This is a genomic window from Methylocystis borbori, assembly GCF_036576025.1.
Taxonomy (GTDB): domain Bacteria; phylum Pseudomonadota; class Alphaproteobacteria; order Rhizobiales; family Beijerinckiaceae; genus Methylocystis; species Methylocystis borbori.
Genome location: NZ_JAZHYN010000061.1, coordinates 1 through 16,749, shown reverse-complemented (window position 1 = coordinate 16,749; position 16,749 = coordinate 1). Strand labels below are relative to the sequence as shown.

Here is a 16,749-nt window from a genome sequence, read left to right as displayed (position 1 = left end):
CAGACGAGCCGCGCCCCCGCCCCCGCCGTCTGCTCGCGCGAAAGCCGCTCGACGTCGCCGCGCGCGGGAAAGGCCGCGAGGCGGAATGCGACCGGCTCGACGCCGCCGGCGTCGGGCAGCAATGTCATCGCCAGACGCCAGTCCCCGGCTTGCGCTCGCTCTTGCGCAGCCTCCCGCTCGGCTCCGAGCGCCAGCGCGAGCTCGGCGCCGTCGGCGGCGGTCAAGCGCAGGAAGCGATGGTCGGCGGGAAGATCGAGGAGGAGGATGCGCGCGCGCCAGCGCGGCGCGTCGATCACGTCGATGAGCGTCGGGGCGAGGGAGAAATCCTCGTCCCGCGCCGACACGACGGTGAGTTCAGGGCGCGCCGCGTTCGCGGGGGCGCGTTCGACGCCGTCGAACCAGCCGATGGCGAGCCGTCGCCGGCCGTCCCAGAAATAGTCGAACTGCTCTCGCCACATTGACGGCTGCGCCCCAGATCACGCCGCATTCGGGCGGAAGCGCCCAAATGCGGATAGCGTGACCGATTCCAAAAGTTTAGAGCGCGCTTGAGGCGAAAAACCGGATTCCACTTTTTCGCAGCGCGCTCTAGCGTGAGGCATGGCCGCCGCCGCCATGCGGAAGGTATGGAAGGCGCGAGAATAGCCGGGTCGCCGCGGGTCGCGCAATCTGGCGCAAGCCGCGACGGCTCCGTAATTTGCGAGGCGGAAAAAAAGCTGCAAGATGGCCGCGCGGGGGCCGCATTGGCGGGCGACGAAGAGCGGGCGCCGCCGCCCCGCCGCATTTCGCGCGTAATTTATAGGCGCGCCTCGTTCAAATCGGATCAGTCAGTTCACAAGAGGTTTTGGTGAAAATATTGATCACCGGCGGCGCCGGATTCATCGGCTCGGCAGTCGCGCGCGCGCTCATCAGCGAGGGCGCCGACCACCTTCTCGTCCTCGACAAGCTGACCTACGCCGGAAATCTCGCCTCCCTGCGCGCCGTCGCGGGCGATCCACGTTTCTCCTTCGAACAGGCGGATATTTGCGATCGTCCCGCGGTCGCCCGCGCCTTCGCCGCTTTCGAGCCCGACGTCGTCATGCATCTTGCGGCGGAGAGCCATGTCGACCGCTCGATCGACGGTCCCGCCGCCTTCATCGAAACCAATCTCGTCGGCACCTTTGCGATGCTGGAGGCGGCGCTCGACTATTGGCGCGGGCTGGACGAGGACCGCGCGCGCGCCTTTCGCTTCCTGCATATTTCGACCGACGAAGTGTTCGGCGCGCTCGGCGAAACAGGGCTCTTCACCGAGGAGACCTCCTATGCGCCGAATTCGCCCTATTCCGCCTCCAAGGCCGGCTCCGACCATCTCGTGCGCGCCTGGCGCCACACCTACGGCCTGCCGACCATCGTCACCAATTGCTCGAACAATTACGGCCCCTGCCAATTTCCCGAAAAGCTCATCCCGCTCACGATCATCAACGCCGTGGAAGAGAAGCCGCTTCCGGTCTATGGGCGCGGCGAGAATATTCGCGACTGGCTTTACGTCGAGGATCACGCCGCGGCGCTGACGCTGGTGGCGCGCCGGGGCGCGGTCGGCGAGACCTATAATGTCGGCGGCCGCAACGAATGGCGCAACATCGACGTGGTGGAGGCGATTTGCGATCTGATGGACGAATTTCGTCCGCGGCGCGCCGGGGGCCATCGCGATCTTATCGCTTTCGTGGAGGATCGGCCCGGCCACGATCTGCGCTACGCCATCGACGCCTCGAAGATTGAACGCGAACTCGGCTGGCGCCCCCTGGAGCGCTTCGAGAGCGGCCTCGCCAAGACGGTGCGCTGGTATCTCGATAATCCCGACTGGTGGCGCGCGATCCGTTCGGGCGCCTATCGCGGCGAAAGGCTCGGCGTCGTCGCGGCGCGCGGCGCCGCCGCTTGAGGGCTCTATTGACTTGCACTGACGCATTTTCTCCGCCGAACCGGCGGTCCTTTCGGCGGAAAATATTAGAGAACGGAGCATGACGCTTGTTCGAAGATCTTGAACTACCGGGACTGAAACTTGTCACGCCGAAGAAATTCGGCGACGCGCGCGGCTTTTTTAGCGAGACGCACAATGCCCAGACCTGGGCAAAGGCGGGACTTCACTATCAATTCGTTCAAGACAATCATTCGTTCTCGCGCGACGCCGGCACGGTGCGCGGCCTGCATTTCCAGATCGCGCCCTTCGCGCAGGACAAGCTCGTTCGCGTGACGAATGGCGCCATTCTCGACGTCGCCGTCGATCTGCGCCGCGCCTCGCCGACATTCGGGCGGCATGTCGCGGTGGAGCTGTCGAAGGAGAACTGGCGCCAGCTTTTCATTCCGATCGGCTTCGCGCATGGCTTCGTCACGCTCGAACCGGACACGGAAGTGATCTACAAGGTCACGAATTTCTATTCGCCGCAGCATGATCGCGGCGTGATCTGGGACGATCCCGATATCGGCGTCGCCTGGACCGTGGGGGCGCAGAACGCGCTATTGTCGGACAGGGATCGCGCCTGGCCGCGGCTGCGCGATCTAGAGGAGGCCTTTCCTTAGTGGGCGAATTGAAACGCATCGCCGTTACGGGCCTCACCGGCCAGGTTGTCAGCGCGCTGATCGAGCGCGCGCCCAAGGGCGTCGAGATGCTGGCGCTCGGGCGTCCCCGTTTCGATCTCGCCTCGCGCGACGCGGTGCTCGCCTCGCTGCGCAGCGTGCGCTGCGACGCCATCGTCAACGCCGCCGCCTATACGCAGGTGGACAAGGCCGAGAGCGAGCCGGACGTGGCGATGCGCATCAATGGCGCAGGCGCGGGCTTCGTCGCCGAGACGGCCGCCGAACTTGGCGTGCCGCTGCTGCATCTTTCGACCGACTATGTCTTCGACGGAACGCTGCAAAGACCCTATCGCGAAGAGGACGAGACCGGGCCGGCCGGCGCCTATGGGCGCTCGAAACTCGAAGGGGAGAAACAGATCGCAGCGCGCTGCGCCAATAGCGTCATTCTGCGCACCGCCTGGGTCTACAGTCCTTTCGGGGCGAATTTCGTGAAGACGATGCTGCGCCTTGGCGAAGACCGCGACGAGGTCGGCGTCGTCGCCGATCAACTCGGCAATCCGACGAACGCCCTCGACATCGCCGACGCGCTGCTCGCGATCGCCCAAAGATTGGTCGGCGATCCAAATCCCGGCTTGCGCGGAGTTTTCCATATGACCGGAGAGGGCGAAGCAAGTTGGGCGGATATGGCGGAAGCGATTTTCGCCGCCGCCGCGGCGCGCGGCCGCAAGCCCGTGCGGGTCAGGCGCATCGCGACGAGCGATTATCCAACGCCGGCGCGGCGCCCGGCGAATTCGCGCCTCGACAACGCCAAGCTCAAAGCCCATTACAGGATCGCGCTGCCGCCATGGCGCGACTCTCTCGACTCTTGCGTTGGTCGACTCATCGAAGCGAAATAGGATTTTTCATGCGCGGCATCATTCTCGCCGGCGGAAGCGGCACGAGACTGCATCCGATGACGCTTGTCGTCTCGAAGCAGCTTCTCCCCGTCTATGACAAGCCGATGATCTATTATCCGCTGAGCACGCTGATGCTCGCGGGCGTGCGCGAAATTCTGATCATCACGACGCCGGAGGATCTCTTTTCCTTCAAACGGCTGCTTGGAAGCGGCGCCCAATGGGGCATTGCGCTTTCCTACGCCGTGCAGCCGAAGCCCGAGGGGCTGGCGCAGGCCTATGTCATCGGCGCCGCATTCGTCGAGGGAAGCGCCTCGGTGCTCATCCTCGGCGATAATATTTTCTACGGGCACGGCCTGCCCGAGGCGCTGAGCCAGTCCGGGAAAAGCGCCGCGACGATCTTCGCCTATCATGTGCGCGATCCCGAACGTTACGGCGTCGTCGACTTCGACGCCGCCGGCCGGGCGGTGTCGATCGAGGAGAAGCCGGCGCGGCCCCGCTCGAACTGGGCGGTGACGGGCCTTTATTTCTATGACCAGCGCGCGCCGCAATTCGCGGCGCAATTGAAGCCGTCGGCGCGCGGCGAATTGGAGATCACCGATCTCAACCGTATCTATCTCGATCTCGGCGAGCTTCAGGTCATCCGGCTCGGCCGCGGCTTCGCGTGGCTCGACACGGGGACGCCCGAATCGCTGATCGAAGCGGGCGAATATGTGCGCGCCATCGAGCGGCGACAGGGGCAGCGCGTCGCCTGTCTCGAAGAGATCGCCTTTCGCGCCGGGTGGATCGACGCGGCGCTGGCGCGCCAGGCGTTCTCGAAACTCGAAAACAGCGGCTATGGCCAATATATCGCGCAAGTTCTCGAAGAGGCGGATCAAGGCGAATAGCGAGCCGTCTTAGGGAAGCGCCGCCTCTCGCAGTTTTCCTGCGAAGGCCTTCGGATCGAAGAGAGCGCCATCTTGGGGGGGCGCCGAGGGAGTCTTACGGGGGATGATGGCGCCGACATAGGGCTCCATGCGCGCCACCGTTTCCTCGACCGCGTCGGCGAGCGAAGCGGGATCGAGACGAGTCGGTGAAACGATATTGTCGAAGCGGCGACGCAGATCCTTGCCGGGAAATGCGTTGGCGATCGTCGCAAGGCCGGCCTCGGCCATTTCGAGCGGCGGATAGCTTGGATGCGGCGAAATCATCAGCGACAGGCCGACGAGCGCGCGATTGAGATGATTGGCGTAGTCTTCGAGGGTCGCCTTGCCGCCGACCGTCGCGTTTTGCAGCGGATAGAGCAAGGTCCGGGGAAATTCCTCACCAAGAAACACGATCCGCCAGCGGCTGGCGCGAATGGGATCGCGCTGCTGCCATATGAAGAGCGCCGCGCAAATGAGTTCGAAAGCGTTGCGCGCGACCGTGTGGCGCCCGTACACCAGAATGACGGCTTCGCGCGGAACGCTCGCCAAGAGCCGGGAAATGCGCTCATTGAGCGCATAGGGGACGCAGTAGGCTTCGCGAAAAGAATATTTCGCCGTCATCGCCGAGAAAAGCTCCTCGGAATTGAGAATCGCGATCGTTTGCTCGCCGTGAAGATAGGTCGCTTCCGCGAGGCAGGATTTCGAGCCGCGCCCGTAGAAATTCGGCTCGTCGTCTTGAATGAGATAGATGAAGGGCCGCGCGCCGCCGAAATAGCGCGCGCGGTCCTGTTCCAGCGCGCGCGCGAATTCCGCGGTCCACCAGGCCGTCGCCAAAAACAGGTCGTCGGCGCGCAGATCCAGCCGGCCGCCTTCGCGCTCATAGGCGTCGACGATGACGGCCCTCTCGCCGTCGTGGCTCGCCGCATAGGGGACAGGCTTATAGCCCGGAAGCGCCGCATAGGCCCGCGTTTCGATATCGGCGTCCGTCACGACGATGCGCTTGTCGAAATCGTCGCCGATTTCGTCGAAAAGCGTTTCATAAAGCTTCAACGCCGTCGCCACGCCGCCAAAGGTCTGCTGCGGATTGACGGTTGGGGTCAGCAGAGTCAGTCGCGGGCGCGGATTGCGCGAGGGATAGGAGAGCAGCGGCAGGGTCTCGACGACCGGCGCTTCATAAGGGTGGAAAAACGAGTCGACGCGCGCGAGAGCGGGCTGAAAGACCTTCAGCCGATGATCGGCGACGTCCTCCGCGCGCCGCACGGGCAGAAGCGTCTGTCCCATGGGGTAGAGATCGCACCGCGCGACCTTGAGCCATTCGAAGCCCTGCGATTCCGCGATCATCAGCAGTGAGCGTTCGATCGCATGGGCGAGCGTGCCGTCGACCTGCCCGCTTTCCTCGGGAAAATCGTCGAAATCGAGGTTGAGGTCGATAAGCGGCCGGATCGCCGCGCAGCGGCCCCAGAACATCGAGCCGGACGGAAATTCGAGCGTGAGATTCTTGTCGATCTCAATATTCATTCGCTTCAAAAGCGTGCGCGCGAGATCGTAGTCGTAGCCCCAGTTCAAAATGCCGCGCAGTTCGAAAAGATGCTGAGGAAAGACGATTCCAAGCATGGGATCGTCGAAGAGCGAGAGGATCGAATTGACGACGGGCTCGGAGCCAAGAAGCGTGTCGAGCAAATAGTCCAGCCAGCGCGCCAGCGCCGCCCCGCCATGCAGCGAGCGTTTGGTGTGGAGATGAACGAAGAGGTCATAATCGGCGTAGACGTCGCGGAATCCGAAAAATTTCGCCGCTATGTCGCGACCGCGGTTGGGGAAGACGCGCGTCTCGACCTTGCCCTTGCCCCATGCCGCGCAAATTTCTTCGATGGCGCGGCGTTTCTCCTGCGTGTCCGTCGATATGAAGAGGTCGACGGCGCCAGGGACGTTCCGCAGTTTTTCAAGGAGGAGCGGCAGGACGTCCGGATAGAAGGCGTGGACGATCGCCGCGATCCGCCGTTCGCATGCGGGGCCGGCTTCATAGGCGAAGGGAACTTCGAGCGCGAAGTCCATTTCATTGACCGGCCGGCGCGAGGGGACGACGCCGTCCGGCTTGGTCAATTCATATGTGTAATAGTAGCTGATCGCCCCCTTGCGCAGCGGATCGTTGACCGGATTGCGGCGGCGTCCCAGCGGCGGGTCGTATTGCGCCGCGATTTGCCGCAGCAAGGCGCCGCATGTCGCGCGCAGCCCCTGTTCGCGCAGGAAGCGCGGCCCGTCTCGGAAAAGGTCGCGCGGCGCGAGAAAGACGCCGACCGGCGCGTCAATGAGTTTCGCCAGTTCCCGCACCGCCGCGCCATAGAGCGCTACGAGGCCGCGCCGCGTCAAGATGACGTAGCCGTTACGTAGATGGCGGCGCGCCCATTGCGCCGTCGTTTCGCCTTTGCGATCCGTCATGATGGCCTTCTATTCGAGTTCGCGGGTAGGGGCGGGGGATGGGCGGCAGCCATGACTTAGCCCGAAATCCGGCGTAATAATATCGGCAGGACAGGTTGAAACGGCGGCGGAAGCCACGATAGCGGCCATGATCAAGCTCGAGAATGTTTTCAAATATTATCGTTCGCACGGCCATCGCAAGATCGTGCTCGACCATGTCAGCGTCGATTTTGCGGCGGGCCGCAGCTATGGCGTTCTCGGCATCAATGGCGCCGGGAAATCGACGCTGATACGCCTCCTCTCCGGCACCGAGATGCCCAACAGCGGCCGGATTCGACGCTCGGTCCGCGTCTCCTGGCCGCTCGGCTTCACCGGCGGGCTGCACCCGGGCCTCACCGGCCGCGAGAACTGCAAATTCGTCGCGCGCATCTATGGGCAGGACCCGCGCCGGGTAATCCATTTCGTCGAGGATTTCGCCGAAATCGGCGCCTATATGGACGCGCCCATCCGCACTTATTCCTCGGGCATGGGGGCGCGTTTCGCCTTCGGCCTGTCGCTGTCGATCCAGTTCGACTGCTATCTCATTGACGAGGTGATGGCCGTGGGCGATGCTAAATTTGGGGCTCGCTGCAAGGAGGAATTCCGTAAGCGCAGGCAGAACGCCGATGTGATCGTCGTGTCGCACTCCATGGACACAATTAGGGCATATTGCGACCGGGGCATCGTGCTCGCCGGCGGCCAGATGCATATTTTCAACAATCTCGACGACGCCGTGGAACTCTATAAGAAGCTCAATGCCTGACACCGTCGAATCGCGCCAGCCGCACATTTCGATCGCCGTCGCGCAGCCGCGTTCTCTCCCCTTGAGCGCCGAGGAGGCCGACCTCAAGGCGCAGTCGATTTCGCGCGCTCTGCGCCGCGCCGCCAATAAATCCCGCGCGCCCGCGAGCATCATTTCCGGCGGCGGCGGATTTAAGGCGCGCCGCGGCGACCGCGTCTTTCGGCTTGGCGTATTTGCGAGTTTCGCCGCTTTCGTCATCGCGCCGCTTCTGGTCGCTTCGGTCTATTGGGGCCTGATCGCCAGCAAGCAATATGCGACGGAAACGAAATTCTCCCTGCGCACGGGCGAAGCCTCCACGCTCGACCTCTTGAGCGGCGGAGGGTCGCAAGGCGGCCAGCAGATGCAAGATACGCAGGTGCTGGTCAATTTTATCCTCAGCCGTTCGGCGGTCGAGGCGCTCGACAGGAAAATCGGGCTGCGCGCCATGTTTTCGCGGCCGGAGATCGACTATTTCTCCCGCTTCGACGCCGATGACCCTATCGAGAACCTCGAAAAATATTGGAAGCGGCGGGTCGACGCCGGCGTCGACCTCGCATCGGGCATCATCTATGTGAATGTGCACGCCTTCACGCCCGAGGATTCGCTTACCATTGCGCGCAATGTGATCGAACTCTCCGAACAGCTCGTCAACGAACTGTCGACGCGCTCGCGGCGCGACGCACTGGCGCGGGCGCGCGTTGAGCTGACGCGCGCCGAAGATCAATTGAAGACGGCGACGGCGGCAATGCGGGACGCCCGCAACGCCGAAGGGGTGATCGACGCGCCCGCCGCCGCCGAGGGCATCAACAAGATTATCACCGCGCTCCGCATGGAGCTCTCCCAGGCGCAGGAAGATCTTGCCTTGCAGGGCGACTCCGATACGCTCGACTCGCCGCAGGGGCGCGTGCTTGCCGCCCGGGTGCAGAGCCTTAAGAGCCAGATCGAGGAATATTCGGCGATGATCGCGAGCGGCGATAAGGGCGCCGACTCCTTGGCGCGACGCGCCGGCGTGCTGTCGCGGCATCAGATCGAGCTCGATTTCGCGCAACAAAGATATGGGCTCGCGGCGACGGCTTTGGAGAGCGCCCGCGTCGATCTGGAAACGCAGCGCGCCTATCTCGTTCCCTTCCTGCATCCGACTCTCGCCGAGAAATCCACCTATCCGCGCCGCTGGCGGGAATGGGCGATCATCGTCGTCCCGGCGACGATCGGCTGGCTGGCGCTCATTGCGCTCGCTTTCTTCGTGCGGGATCACATGGCAAGATGACCCGCCAAATGAGAGCGCTGGCAGGCTGAATGAGAGCGCGCGGCTCGGCGCAGAAAATGCGTTAGTCCGCGAAAATAGATCCCATTCAATGAATGCGTTTTGGCGGCGCGGGCTCGTGCAGAGGGTATAGCCGAGTGTTTTTCAGCATTGACATTGACGATGGCGCCTCGATTCGCGGCTGGTTGGCCCCGGACAATCCCTCCGCGGTTCCGAAAATCCTCGTGCGCAGGCCCGGCGAGGACGATATTGAAATCTCCGCGACGGTCGAGCGTCCGGACGTGCGCGATCTGGGCGTTCATAGCACGGGGCTCGTCGGTTTTATCGTCAACGACGCGGTCGTCGCGGGGCTCGAAAAAATCGAGGACATCGAGCTGCTGGAGGCCGACAGCGGCATTCTCATTTACCGCCGCTTTCAAAAAGGGCGGCACCTCGAACGCAAATTCTTTTTCTTCGACAGCTCCATTCGCCCCATCGAGAAATTGACGCGGCGCGCGAAGAGCCTGTTCACGCTCACCTATCCCTCGACTGAGCGTTACGGTTTCGAGACGATGCTCGTTCTCATCAATAATGGCTTCAACAAGTCGATCTTCATGTCGGGTCGTTCGAGCTTCCCGCGTTATTCGCATTTTCTTAGCAACGCCGGCTTCAAGACGGCGGCGCTGCTCGGCGATCCGTTCGAGGAGCTGGCGCAGCGCCTCATCCTTCTCAATCTCATCCAGAAATCCGACGCCTCGCATATGTTGCCGCAGCTCTTCACAGGGCTGACGACGCTCACCGGTTTCGCGCGCGACCTTCCGCTCGACGACCAGAAGGGCCTGCTTGCGAAATTCCGTCTCCTCACCGAAGAAGAGCGCGAGGCGCTGACCAGCCCGATGACGAAGATGTTCGGCTGCATTCCCGGCGAGACTCTCAATCGCGGCCGCGTCTCCGCCGCCCTGGAAAATCTCTCTTCCATGGATCTTGTCGGCGTGCGCAGCCGCTTTAGCGATTTTAAGGCGCTGCTCGCGGGCCTACTCGGTCACGATCTCACCGACGACTACGAGCCCGTCGTCCATCCCTCGATCGGCGCGCTCGCCGACAGATTGTCGCGCATCAGCCTCGTCACCGACCTGCTCGAGGACGATCTCGCGCTCTATTCCTTCGCGGAGGAGTCGATCGGGATCGCTCTTTCCCACGACGCCGACGCCGTGACGCGCGACACCCAGACTATGTGACGATGTGGTCCTCGATGCTCGCGACGAGCAAGGAGACGACCGCCCAAGCGACGAGCAGCCCGAAAAACACCAGCATCGTATTGGCCGCGACCTTGGGATACGTCGCCGACTCCGGCAGCGACGGATGAACGACGGTGATGAGGTAGAGCTGCTGCTTCTCGAGCTCCTGGCGCGCGTGCTGATAGGAGGTTTGCGCGATCATATAAAGCCTTTCGGCGAATTGCTCGTCGAGCTTCAATCGCTCATAGGTTGCGATCTGCGCCGAGACCGTGTCGTCGCCTTGCGCGTCGGCGAGTTTTTTCTTGAGATCGGCGATCTGTTGATCGATCGCCGCAAGGCGATTGCGCTGGATGCGCTGACTCGGCGCGTCGCCCGAGAGCGAGGATGAGAAAGTGGAGAGCGCGTTGACGATGTCGATCCGCTCCTGCGTGAGCCTGCCGATCAATTCGCCCAGGCTCGTGGCCCGCGAGCCCGGATCGATCAGAACGTTCTTGTTGCGAAACTGCAGCGTTTTCTCGCGCGCGTCCGCGAGTTTCTGTCGGGATAGATTGACCTCCAATTCGGCGCGGCTCAGCGCGTCGCGGCGATTGCGTAGAGTGATCTTGTTGACGAGGTCTTCGGAGAGTCGAACGATGTCCTTGGCCATATCGAGCGCGTCCTGGGGCTCGAAGGCGTCAACCCGCGTCGTCAATATCCCCGACATGGTGTCGACGCTCGCCGACACATGGCCCAACCAATATTTCCACAGGTCTTCGAGATTGGCGCCGACGTCGAGCCGTGAGAAATAGTCGACTCTGGGACGCGCGAATTTCTTTTCCATATAGGGACGCCCGCCAAGGTCCGCGACAATGGCGCGGCTCTTGACGTAATTGAGCACCATGAAGGCGTCCTGCGTCGCCGAATTGCCGCCTCCGCCCCCGCCCATCATCTTGCCGATCATGGAGGCGGCGTCGGACATGGATTTCTTCTCCTGCTGCGCGGCGCGGACGGTGAGGCGCATCTCGGCCACATAGCGTTCGGACTGCCAGAAAAAGGCGTAAAGCCAGAAGAGAAGGGTCGGGAGCGCGACGACGATGATAAAGCTTCGTCCCAGTCGCCCGCCGCCCACGCCGACGGCGGAAAGCTTTTCTCCCGCGGTCTCGACGCCGTCGCGGATCAGCGCGGGCAGGCGTCCGACAATGCTGTCGTCGGCCTGCGGGGCGAGATTGAGCAATCCCTTCGACGCCGATCGAATCGGCGCGAGGCGCGCGGCGACGTTCTGGCGCGCGACCGCGAGGACTTCGGCCAATCTTGGCGGTTTGGACGCCTGCTGCCTGCTCATCTGCCTCTTGATCGCTGACTTTTCAAAGGCGCCCGATGGCGCGAAGCGGCGTAAGCGTATCCATTCGGGTCGCCGCGGCGCTCGTCCGTCGCCGTGCCCTCCCGGACGAGGCGAGAGTGTTTGCGCGACGCAAAATAAGGCTCCCCCGCCGTCGACGCAAGCCGTCGCCGCCTCCGCCGCCCCTCGAACCATCCGCGTTTTTGATTAAACAACTAGGGCAGTCTTTCTTCATTGGCGTAAAGCGAGAGTCCGGGGTGGAAATAAGGGTCGTCGCGGATGACGGCGCGCCACCGCTCGCAAAAGGTCCGCCGCTCCTTTTCATAAACGCGCTGCAGGCGAAGGGCGCCGCCGCCCCGGCTCGCCGACTGATGATGGATAAGCGTCGCCTGCGCGTCGCAGATGGCGCGCCAGCCGCGCGCCGCGAGGCGCAGGCAGAGATCGACGTCGTTCAATTCGACCGGGAGCTCCGCTTCGTCGAAGCCGGCGACGGCGTCGAACTTCTTTCGTTCGACCATCAGGCAGGCGCCGGTGACCGCCGAGACCTCATGCGGCAGGAGATTGCGCCTGAGCCAGCCTGAAGCGTCAGCGCTAAGGCCTGCGCCGAAATGTCCGGCGACGCCGCCCATGCCGAGCAGCACGCCGGCATGCTGGACGCGGCCGTTCGGATAGAGAAGCTTCGCGCCCACCGCGCCAATGTCGGGCTCGGCGGCGAAAAAGAGCAGCCGTTCGATCCAGTCCGCCGTGACGATTTCCGTGTCGTTATTGAGGAAGATCAAATAATCGCCCGTCGTCGCACGGGCGCCGGCGTTGCACAGCGCCGAAAAATTGAAGGCGCCGGGATGGCGCAGGACTTTGAGCCGGTCGTCCGCCGCCTGAAGCCTTGCGAGCAGCGCATGGGTGCGCGGATCGGCGCTGTCATTATCCACGACGAGGGCGTCGAAGCGGGGATAGAGACTCTTCTTCAGCAGGCTTTCGAGGCAAGGCGCAAGCAGGTCGATGCGATCGCGCGTCGGGATGACGATCGTGACGGCCGGCGCCGTCGCGCCCCGAAAGACGGCTTCTATCTGCGTCTGGCGCGGCGCGGCGCGGGTCGCGAAATGGAACAGCGGCCTGCGCAGCGCGCCAATCTCTCCCTTGTCGGCGCGCGACAACATCCGATCGATCGTCTCTTCGGCGCCGACGCACGCCCCGCCGGGATAGGCGGCGAGAAGGCGCGCCCGAAAGCAGGCGGCGCGTCCGACGTAATTTTCGAAACGATGGAGCGTCGCGCTCCAGCCCGGCTTGCGCCAAGGGCGCAAATCCGCGCCGGCGCCGGAAGTTTCGTCGGCATAGGCGATCTTGTGCTCGGGATATCTCGCGAAATGTTCGACGAAGCAGGCGCAGGCATGCGGCTCCAGCCGGTCGCCCGCCTGGAGAAGAAGCAGGAGATCGTCCGCCCCGAAAGGGCCGGCCGCCTCGACTGAACCGACTGTGGCCAGCGCGCAATGAGGATAGTTTTGCGCTTCGATCGTCTGGCGCGTCGCGTCGATGTCGCGCGCATCCGCGCCGCGCGCGTCAAGAAGCGCGACGACTCTCGGACCTTTTCGCCAGTCGCCGCGCGGCCGGTCGAGAGAGGGATCGCACGGGCGTTGGCGCGCGGCGCGCCAGGAGGGATAAGTCGAGAGCGGCGCGCCGCCCAGCGCCCAGCGCCAGTTCAACTCCGCTTCCGCCGCCAGACCGACGCTGTCGGCCGAGAGCGCGAAGAACAGGCGCTTGGGCGCGGCCGCCGCCTTGCGCAGCGCATGCGCGAAACTCGCCTGCCGCGCGTCGAGCATGCGAAAATCGAATGGGCCGGGCCGGTTCGTCGGGCTGATCCAGACGTCGGTCGTCTCCTTGGGGATTTTGCCGATCCAGAGCCCCGCGCCTTCGCAGGGCGCCGGCAGGATGTGATCGCAATAATTTTCGTCGCCTTGCCAGAGCCGCAGGATGGGGCGAACGGGCGGATCGTAGAGGCTCGCGGCATAGCGCAATTCCGCGAAGCCGCCGGGACGAAAGGCTTGCAGCGACCGAAACCGCAGCCAGGGCTCCTGCGAGAGCGCGTGAAAGCCCCCGTCGTCGACGCGCGCGTCGCGGGCGATCTCGAGCGAAAAGGCGGCGTCGGCGCAGGCGACGGAAAGCGTCAAAGCGATGAGTCTCGAGTTCTTTCGCGCATGGAGACGACGCCTTCGGCGCGGCGCGGCGAGACGAATATTTGGCGGGGGGTGTGAAAAATAGCTTCGATAATATCCTCCGAAACGCCCAACGCGCTCTCGCCCCTGGGCGGCGATAGATAAAGGAAAGCCAAGCTTTGCGCGAAACTAAGCGGGCGCGCGGGAAGGGTCAACACGCGCCCCGCGCGCTTCTTCGCAAAGGGACAAGCGAATCAGCGCGACGACATGGTTAATATCCGTATCCTTTTCCCGCCTGGACCGGCGCCATTCGGTTTTTCTTGCTTTTATGCGCTCCTTTGGCCTATAAAGGCGATGACTTCATCTCATAACGATCATTCCCGGATGATCGCCTATTGAGAGTGGGGCCCTCCGGGGACCCGCTCTTTTTGTTTTGGTCGCCCGGGCAAGCCCAGGAAAAAAGCTTGACGCAAAGCGCCGCCGCCATCGCCGCCGATCTCGACGAGCCGCGTCTCGTCGCCGAGACGGGCGTCGCCGCGCGCGTGGCGCATATCGTCGCGCCGACGCTCAACCAACTCGGCTATCGCCTCGTGCGGGTGCGCTTGATGCAGCAGAATGGGCCGACCCTGCAGATCATGGCGGAGCGCCCCGACGGGACCATGACCATCGACGATTGCGAGGCGGCGAGCCAGGCGCTGTCGCCCGAACTCGACGTCGCCGACCTCATCGCCCATGAATATCGTCTCGAGGTTTCCTCGCCCGGCGTCGATCGGCCGCTCGTGCGCATTTCCGATTTTTCGCGCGCCCTCGGCTATGAGGCGAAGATCGAACTGGCGCATCCGCTGGAGTCGGGCCGCAAGCGTTTTCGCGGCTTCATTCGCGGCGTCGAAGGCGCGGGCCGCGCCGCCATGCTGACGCTGGAGCGCTCCGACGCAAACCCTGACGAAGAGAAGATCGTTGCGCTGCCCCTCGCCGATCTCGACGAGGGCAAGCTCGTGCTCACCGAGGCGCTGATCCGCGAGTCGCTGCGCGCGGGCAAGCTCGCCGAGACGGAAGAGGAGCCGGCGGCGGCGGAGGATCGCCCGCGCCGGGGTCCCGGCCGCTTCCGCGGATCTGCGCAAAAACAGAAGCCGCTGGCTCCCGCCGGCGTTCAAACACAGTTCAAGAAAGGCGGCGGCCAGCGGCCGCCGCCCCGCTCCAAGGGAGAGTGACGATGGCCGTCAGCGCCAACCGACTTGAGATCCTGCAGATCGCCGACGCGGTCGCGCGCGAGAAGTCGATCGACCGTTCGATCGTCATCGCCTCCATGGAAGACGCGTTGCAAAAGGCGGCGCGTTCGCGCTACGGCCAGGAGACCGAAGTGCGCGCCGAGATCAACGCCAAGACTGGCGAAGTGCGTTTCTCGCGCCTCCTGCTCGTCGTCGACGAAGTCGAAAACGACGCGACGCAGATTTCGCTGGCCGACGCCCGCAAGCGCAATCCGGCGGCGCAGCCCGGCGACTGGATTTCCGAGACCCTGCCGCCCTTCGACTTTGGCCGCATCGCGGCGCAATCCGCGAAGCAGATCATCGTGCAGAAGGTGCGCGAGGCCGAGCGCGATCGTCAATATGAAGAATATAAGGACCGTATCGGCGAGATCGTGAACGGCGTCGTCAAGCGCGTCGAATATGGCAATGTCATCGTCGACCTCGGCCGCGGCGAGGGCGTTATCCGTCGCGACGAGATGATCCCGCGCGAAATGTTCCGTCCCGGCGACCGATGCCGCGCTTATGTCTATGACGTGCGGCGCGAGCAGCGCGGGCCGCAGATTTTCCTCTCGCGCACCCATCCGCAATTCATGGCGAAGCTGTTCAAGCAGGAAGTCCCGGAGATCTACGACGGCGTGATCGAGGTGAAATCGGTCGCGCGCGATCCCGGTTCGCGCGCCAAGATCGCCGTCATCTCGCGTGATTCCTCGATCGACCCCGTCGGCGCCTGCGTCGGCATGCGCGGCTCGCGCGTGCAGGCCGTCGTCGGCGAATTGCAGGGCGAGCGCATCGACATCATTCCCTGGTCGGCGGACGCCGCGACCTTCATCGTCAACGCCCTGCAGCCGGCGGAAGTCGTCAAGGTGGTGCTCGATGAGGACAGTTCCCGCATCGAGGTCGTCGTGCCCGACGATCAGCTCTCGCTCGCCATCGGCCGGCGCGGCCAGAACGTGCGTCTCGCCTCGCAGCTCACCGGCTGGGACATCGACATTCTGACGGAAGCGGAGGAGTCCGAGCGCCGCCAGAGGGAATTCATCGAGCGCACCAAGGTCTTCATGGGCGCGATCGACGTCGACGAAGTCGTGGGGCGCCTGCTCGCGTCCGAAGGCTTCCGTTCCGTCGAGGAGCTCGCCTATGTCGAACTCTCCGAACTCGCGTCGATCGAGGGCTTCGACGAAGAGACGGCGTCCGAAATTCAAAACCGCGCCCGCAATTATCTCGAACGCATCGAGGCCGAGAATGAGGAGCGCCGCAAGGAGCTCGGCGTCTCTGACGAATTGCGCGAGATCGACGGCCTCACCACGGCGATGATGGTGAAGCTCGGCGAAAACGACGTGAAGACGCTCGAGGATTTCGCCGGCTGCGTGCCGGACGATCTCGTCGGCTGGAGCGAGAAGAAGGACGGCGAGACGACGAGGCACGAAGGCTTCTTCGAGGGCGTCGATCTGTCGCGCGAGGAGGCGGAGGCGATGATCATGGCGGCGCGCGTGCGCGTCGGCTGGATCGAGGCGCCGGCGCCGGAAGAAGAAACCGAGGCGGTCGCGGAAGGCGAAGAGCAGGCTTGATGGAGGCGATGGCGCGCGAGCCGCATATTTCGGAGCGGACCTGCATCGTCACGCGGCGGCCGCAGCCGCCCGAGGCGATGATCCGCTTCGTGCGCGGTCCGGACGGCGCGCTCGCGCCCGATATTCGCGCCCGGCTGCCCGGCCGCGGCGTGTGGGTGACGGCGCGCGCCGATCTCGTGGCGCAGGCGGCGCGAAAGAAGCTCTTTGCGCGCTCGCTGAAAACGCAGATCGAGACGGCGCCGGAACTCGCCGAAGAGGTGGACAGGCTGCTCGAAGCCGATTGTTTGCAGATGCTGGCGCTCGCCAATAAGGCGGGCGTCGTCGTCGCGGGCTTCGGCAAGGTCGCCGACGCGCTGGCGCGCGGCCCCGTGGGCGCGCTGCTCGAGGCGACGGACGGCGGCGAGG

General features: G+C 64.1%; 13 protein-coding genes and 1 pseudogene. 10 read left to right on the top strand and 4 right to left on the bottom strand.

What is annotated here, in order from left to right; translation table 11 throughout:
• Window positions 1-458 (bottom strand): annotated as a pseudogene (locus V3H18_RS15010) (hypothetical protein); the annotation flags it as partial.
• A 386-nt stretch (window positions 459-844) separates the two neighbouring features.
• Here V3H18_RS15010 and rfbB point away from each other — a divergent pair.
• From rfbB to rfbA, 4 genes are all read left to right on the top strand, one after another.
• Window positions 845-1,915, top strand: coding sequence for a dTDP-glucose 4,6-dehydratase (gene rfbB, locus V3H18_RS15005; protein ID WP_332082879.1), 1,071 nt, complete (start codon window positions 845-847; stop codon window positions 1,913-1,915).
• 86 nt (window positions 1,916-2,001) lie between these two features.
• Window positions 2,002-2,553 (top strand): dTDP-4-dehydrorhamnose 3,5-epimerase, encoded by a 552-nt coding sequence (rfbC, locus tag V3H18_RS15000; RefSeq protein ID WP_332082878.1) that lies wholly within the window; start codon window positions 2,002-2,004, stop codon window positions 2,551-2,553.
• An 8-nt stretch (window positions 2,554-2,561) separates the two neighbouring features.
• Window positions 2,562-3,446, top strand: a complete 885-nt coding sequence (rfbD, locus tag V3H18_RS14995; protein ID WP_332082880.1) for a dTDP-4-dehydrorhamnose reductase — start codon at window positions 2,562-2,564, stop codon at window positions 3,444-3,446.
• 8 nt (window positions 3,447-3,454) lie between these two features.
• Window positions 3,455-4,330: a glucose-1-phosphate thymidylyltransferase RfbA gene (rfbA, locus tag V3H18_RS14990; protein WP_332082877.1), complete on the top strand. Its 876-nt coding sequence runs from the start codon at window positions 3,455-3,457 to the stop codon at window positions 4,328-4,330.
• Window positions 4,331-4,339: 9 nt separating this feature from the next.
• Here the strand turns inward: rfbA and V3H18_RS14985 are convergent, their stop codons facing one another.
• Entirely contained in the window at window positions 4,340-6,784 is a 2,445-nt protein-coding gene (locus tag V3H18_RS14985; protein ID WP_332082876.1) for a rhamnosyltransferase WsaF family glycosyltransferase, read from the bottom strand.
• 127 nt (window positions 6,785-6,911) lie between these two features.
• Between V3H18_RS14985 and V3H18_RS14980 the strand changes: the two genes are divergently transcribed.
• From V3H18_RS14980 to V3H18_RS14970, 3 genes are all read left to right on the top strand, one after another.
• On the top strand, window positions 6,912-7,565 hold the full coding sequence (locus tag V3H18_RS14980) for an ABC transporter ATP-binding protein (protein ID WP_332082875.1): 654 nt from the start codon (window positions 6,912-6,914) through the stop codon (window positions 7,563-7,565).
• Complete coding sequence (locus tag V3H18_RS14975) at window positions 7,558-8,850, top strand: hypothetical protein (RefSeq protein WP_332082874.1); 1,293 nt, start codon at window positions 7,558-7,560, stop codon at window positions 8,848-8,850. The genes V3H18_RS14980 and V3H18_RS14975 overlap by 8 nt, the downstream gene beginning before the upstream one ends.
• Window positions 8,851-8,984: 134 nt before the next feature.
• On the top strand, window positions 8,985-10,064 hold the full coding sequence (locus tag V3H18_RS14970; RefSeq protein ID WP_332082873.1) for a hypothetical protein: 1,080 nt from the start codon (window positions 8,985-8,987) through the stop codon (window positions 10,062-10,064).
• On the opposite strand, the gene V3H18_RS14965 is transcribed toward V3H18_RS14970, so the two are convergent.
• Together V3H18_RS14965 and V3H18_RS14960 are read right to left on the bottom strand one after the other, a co-directional pair.
• Window positions 10,057-11,385 carry a hypothetical protein gene (locus V3H18_RS14965; RefSeq protein ID WP_332082872.1) on the bottom strand — a complete coding sequence of 443 codons (1,329 nt, stop codon included), beginning with the start codon at window positions 11,383-11,385 and terminating at the stop codon, window positions 10,057-10,059. The genes V3H18_RS14970 and V3H18_RS14965 overlap by 8 nt on opposite strands.
• Window positions 11,386-11,597: 212 nt before the next feature.
• A complete protein-coding gene (locus V3H18_RS14960; protein ID WP_332082871.1) occupies window positions 11,598-13,547 on the bottom strand; it encodes a glycosyltransferase family 2 protein in 1,950 nt (649 codons plus the stop codon).
• A 449-nt stretch (window positions 13,548-13,996) separates the two neighbouring features.
• Between V3H18_RS14960 and rimP the strand changes: the two genes are divergently transcribed.
• From rimP to V3H18_RS14945, 3 genes are all read left to right on the top strand, one after another.
• A complete protein-coding gene (gene rimP, locus V3H18_RS14955) occupies window positions 13,997-14,743 on the top strand; it encodes a ribosome maturation factor RimP (protein WP_332082870.1) in 747 nt (248 codons plus the stop codon).
• A 2-nt stretch (window positions 14,744-14,745) separates the two neighbouring features.
• Window positions 14,746-16,344, top strand: coding sequence for a transcription termination factor NusA (gene nusA / locus V3H18_RS14950; RefSeq protein WP_332082869.1), 1,599 nt, complete (start codon window positions 14,746-14,748; stop codon window positions 16,342-16,344).
• Window positions 16,344-16,749: DUF448 domain-containing protein (locus tag V3H18_RS14945; protein ID WP_332082868.1), on the top strand; the 406-nt coding region annotated here is incomplete at its 3' end. The genes nusA and V3H18_RS14945, both read left to right, overlap by 1 nt.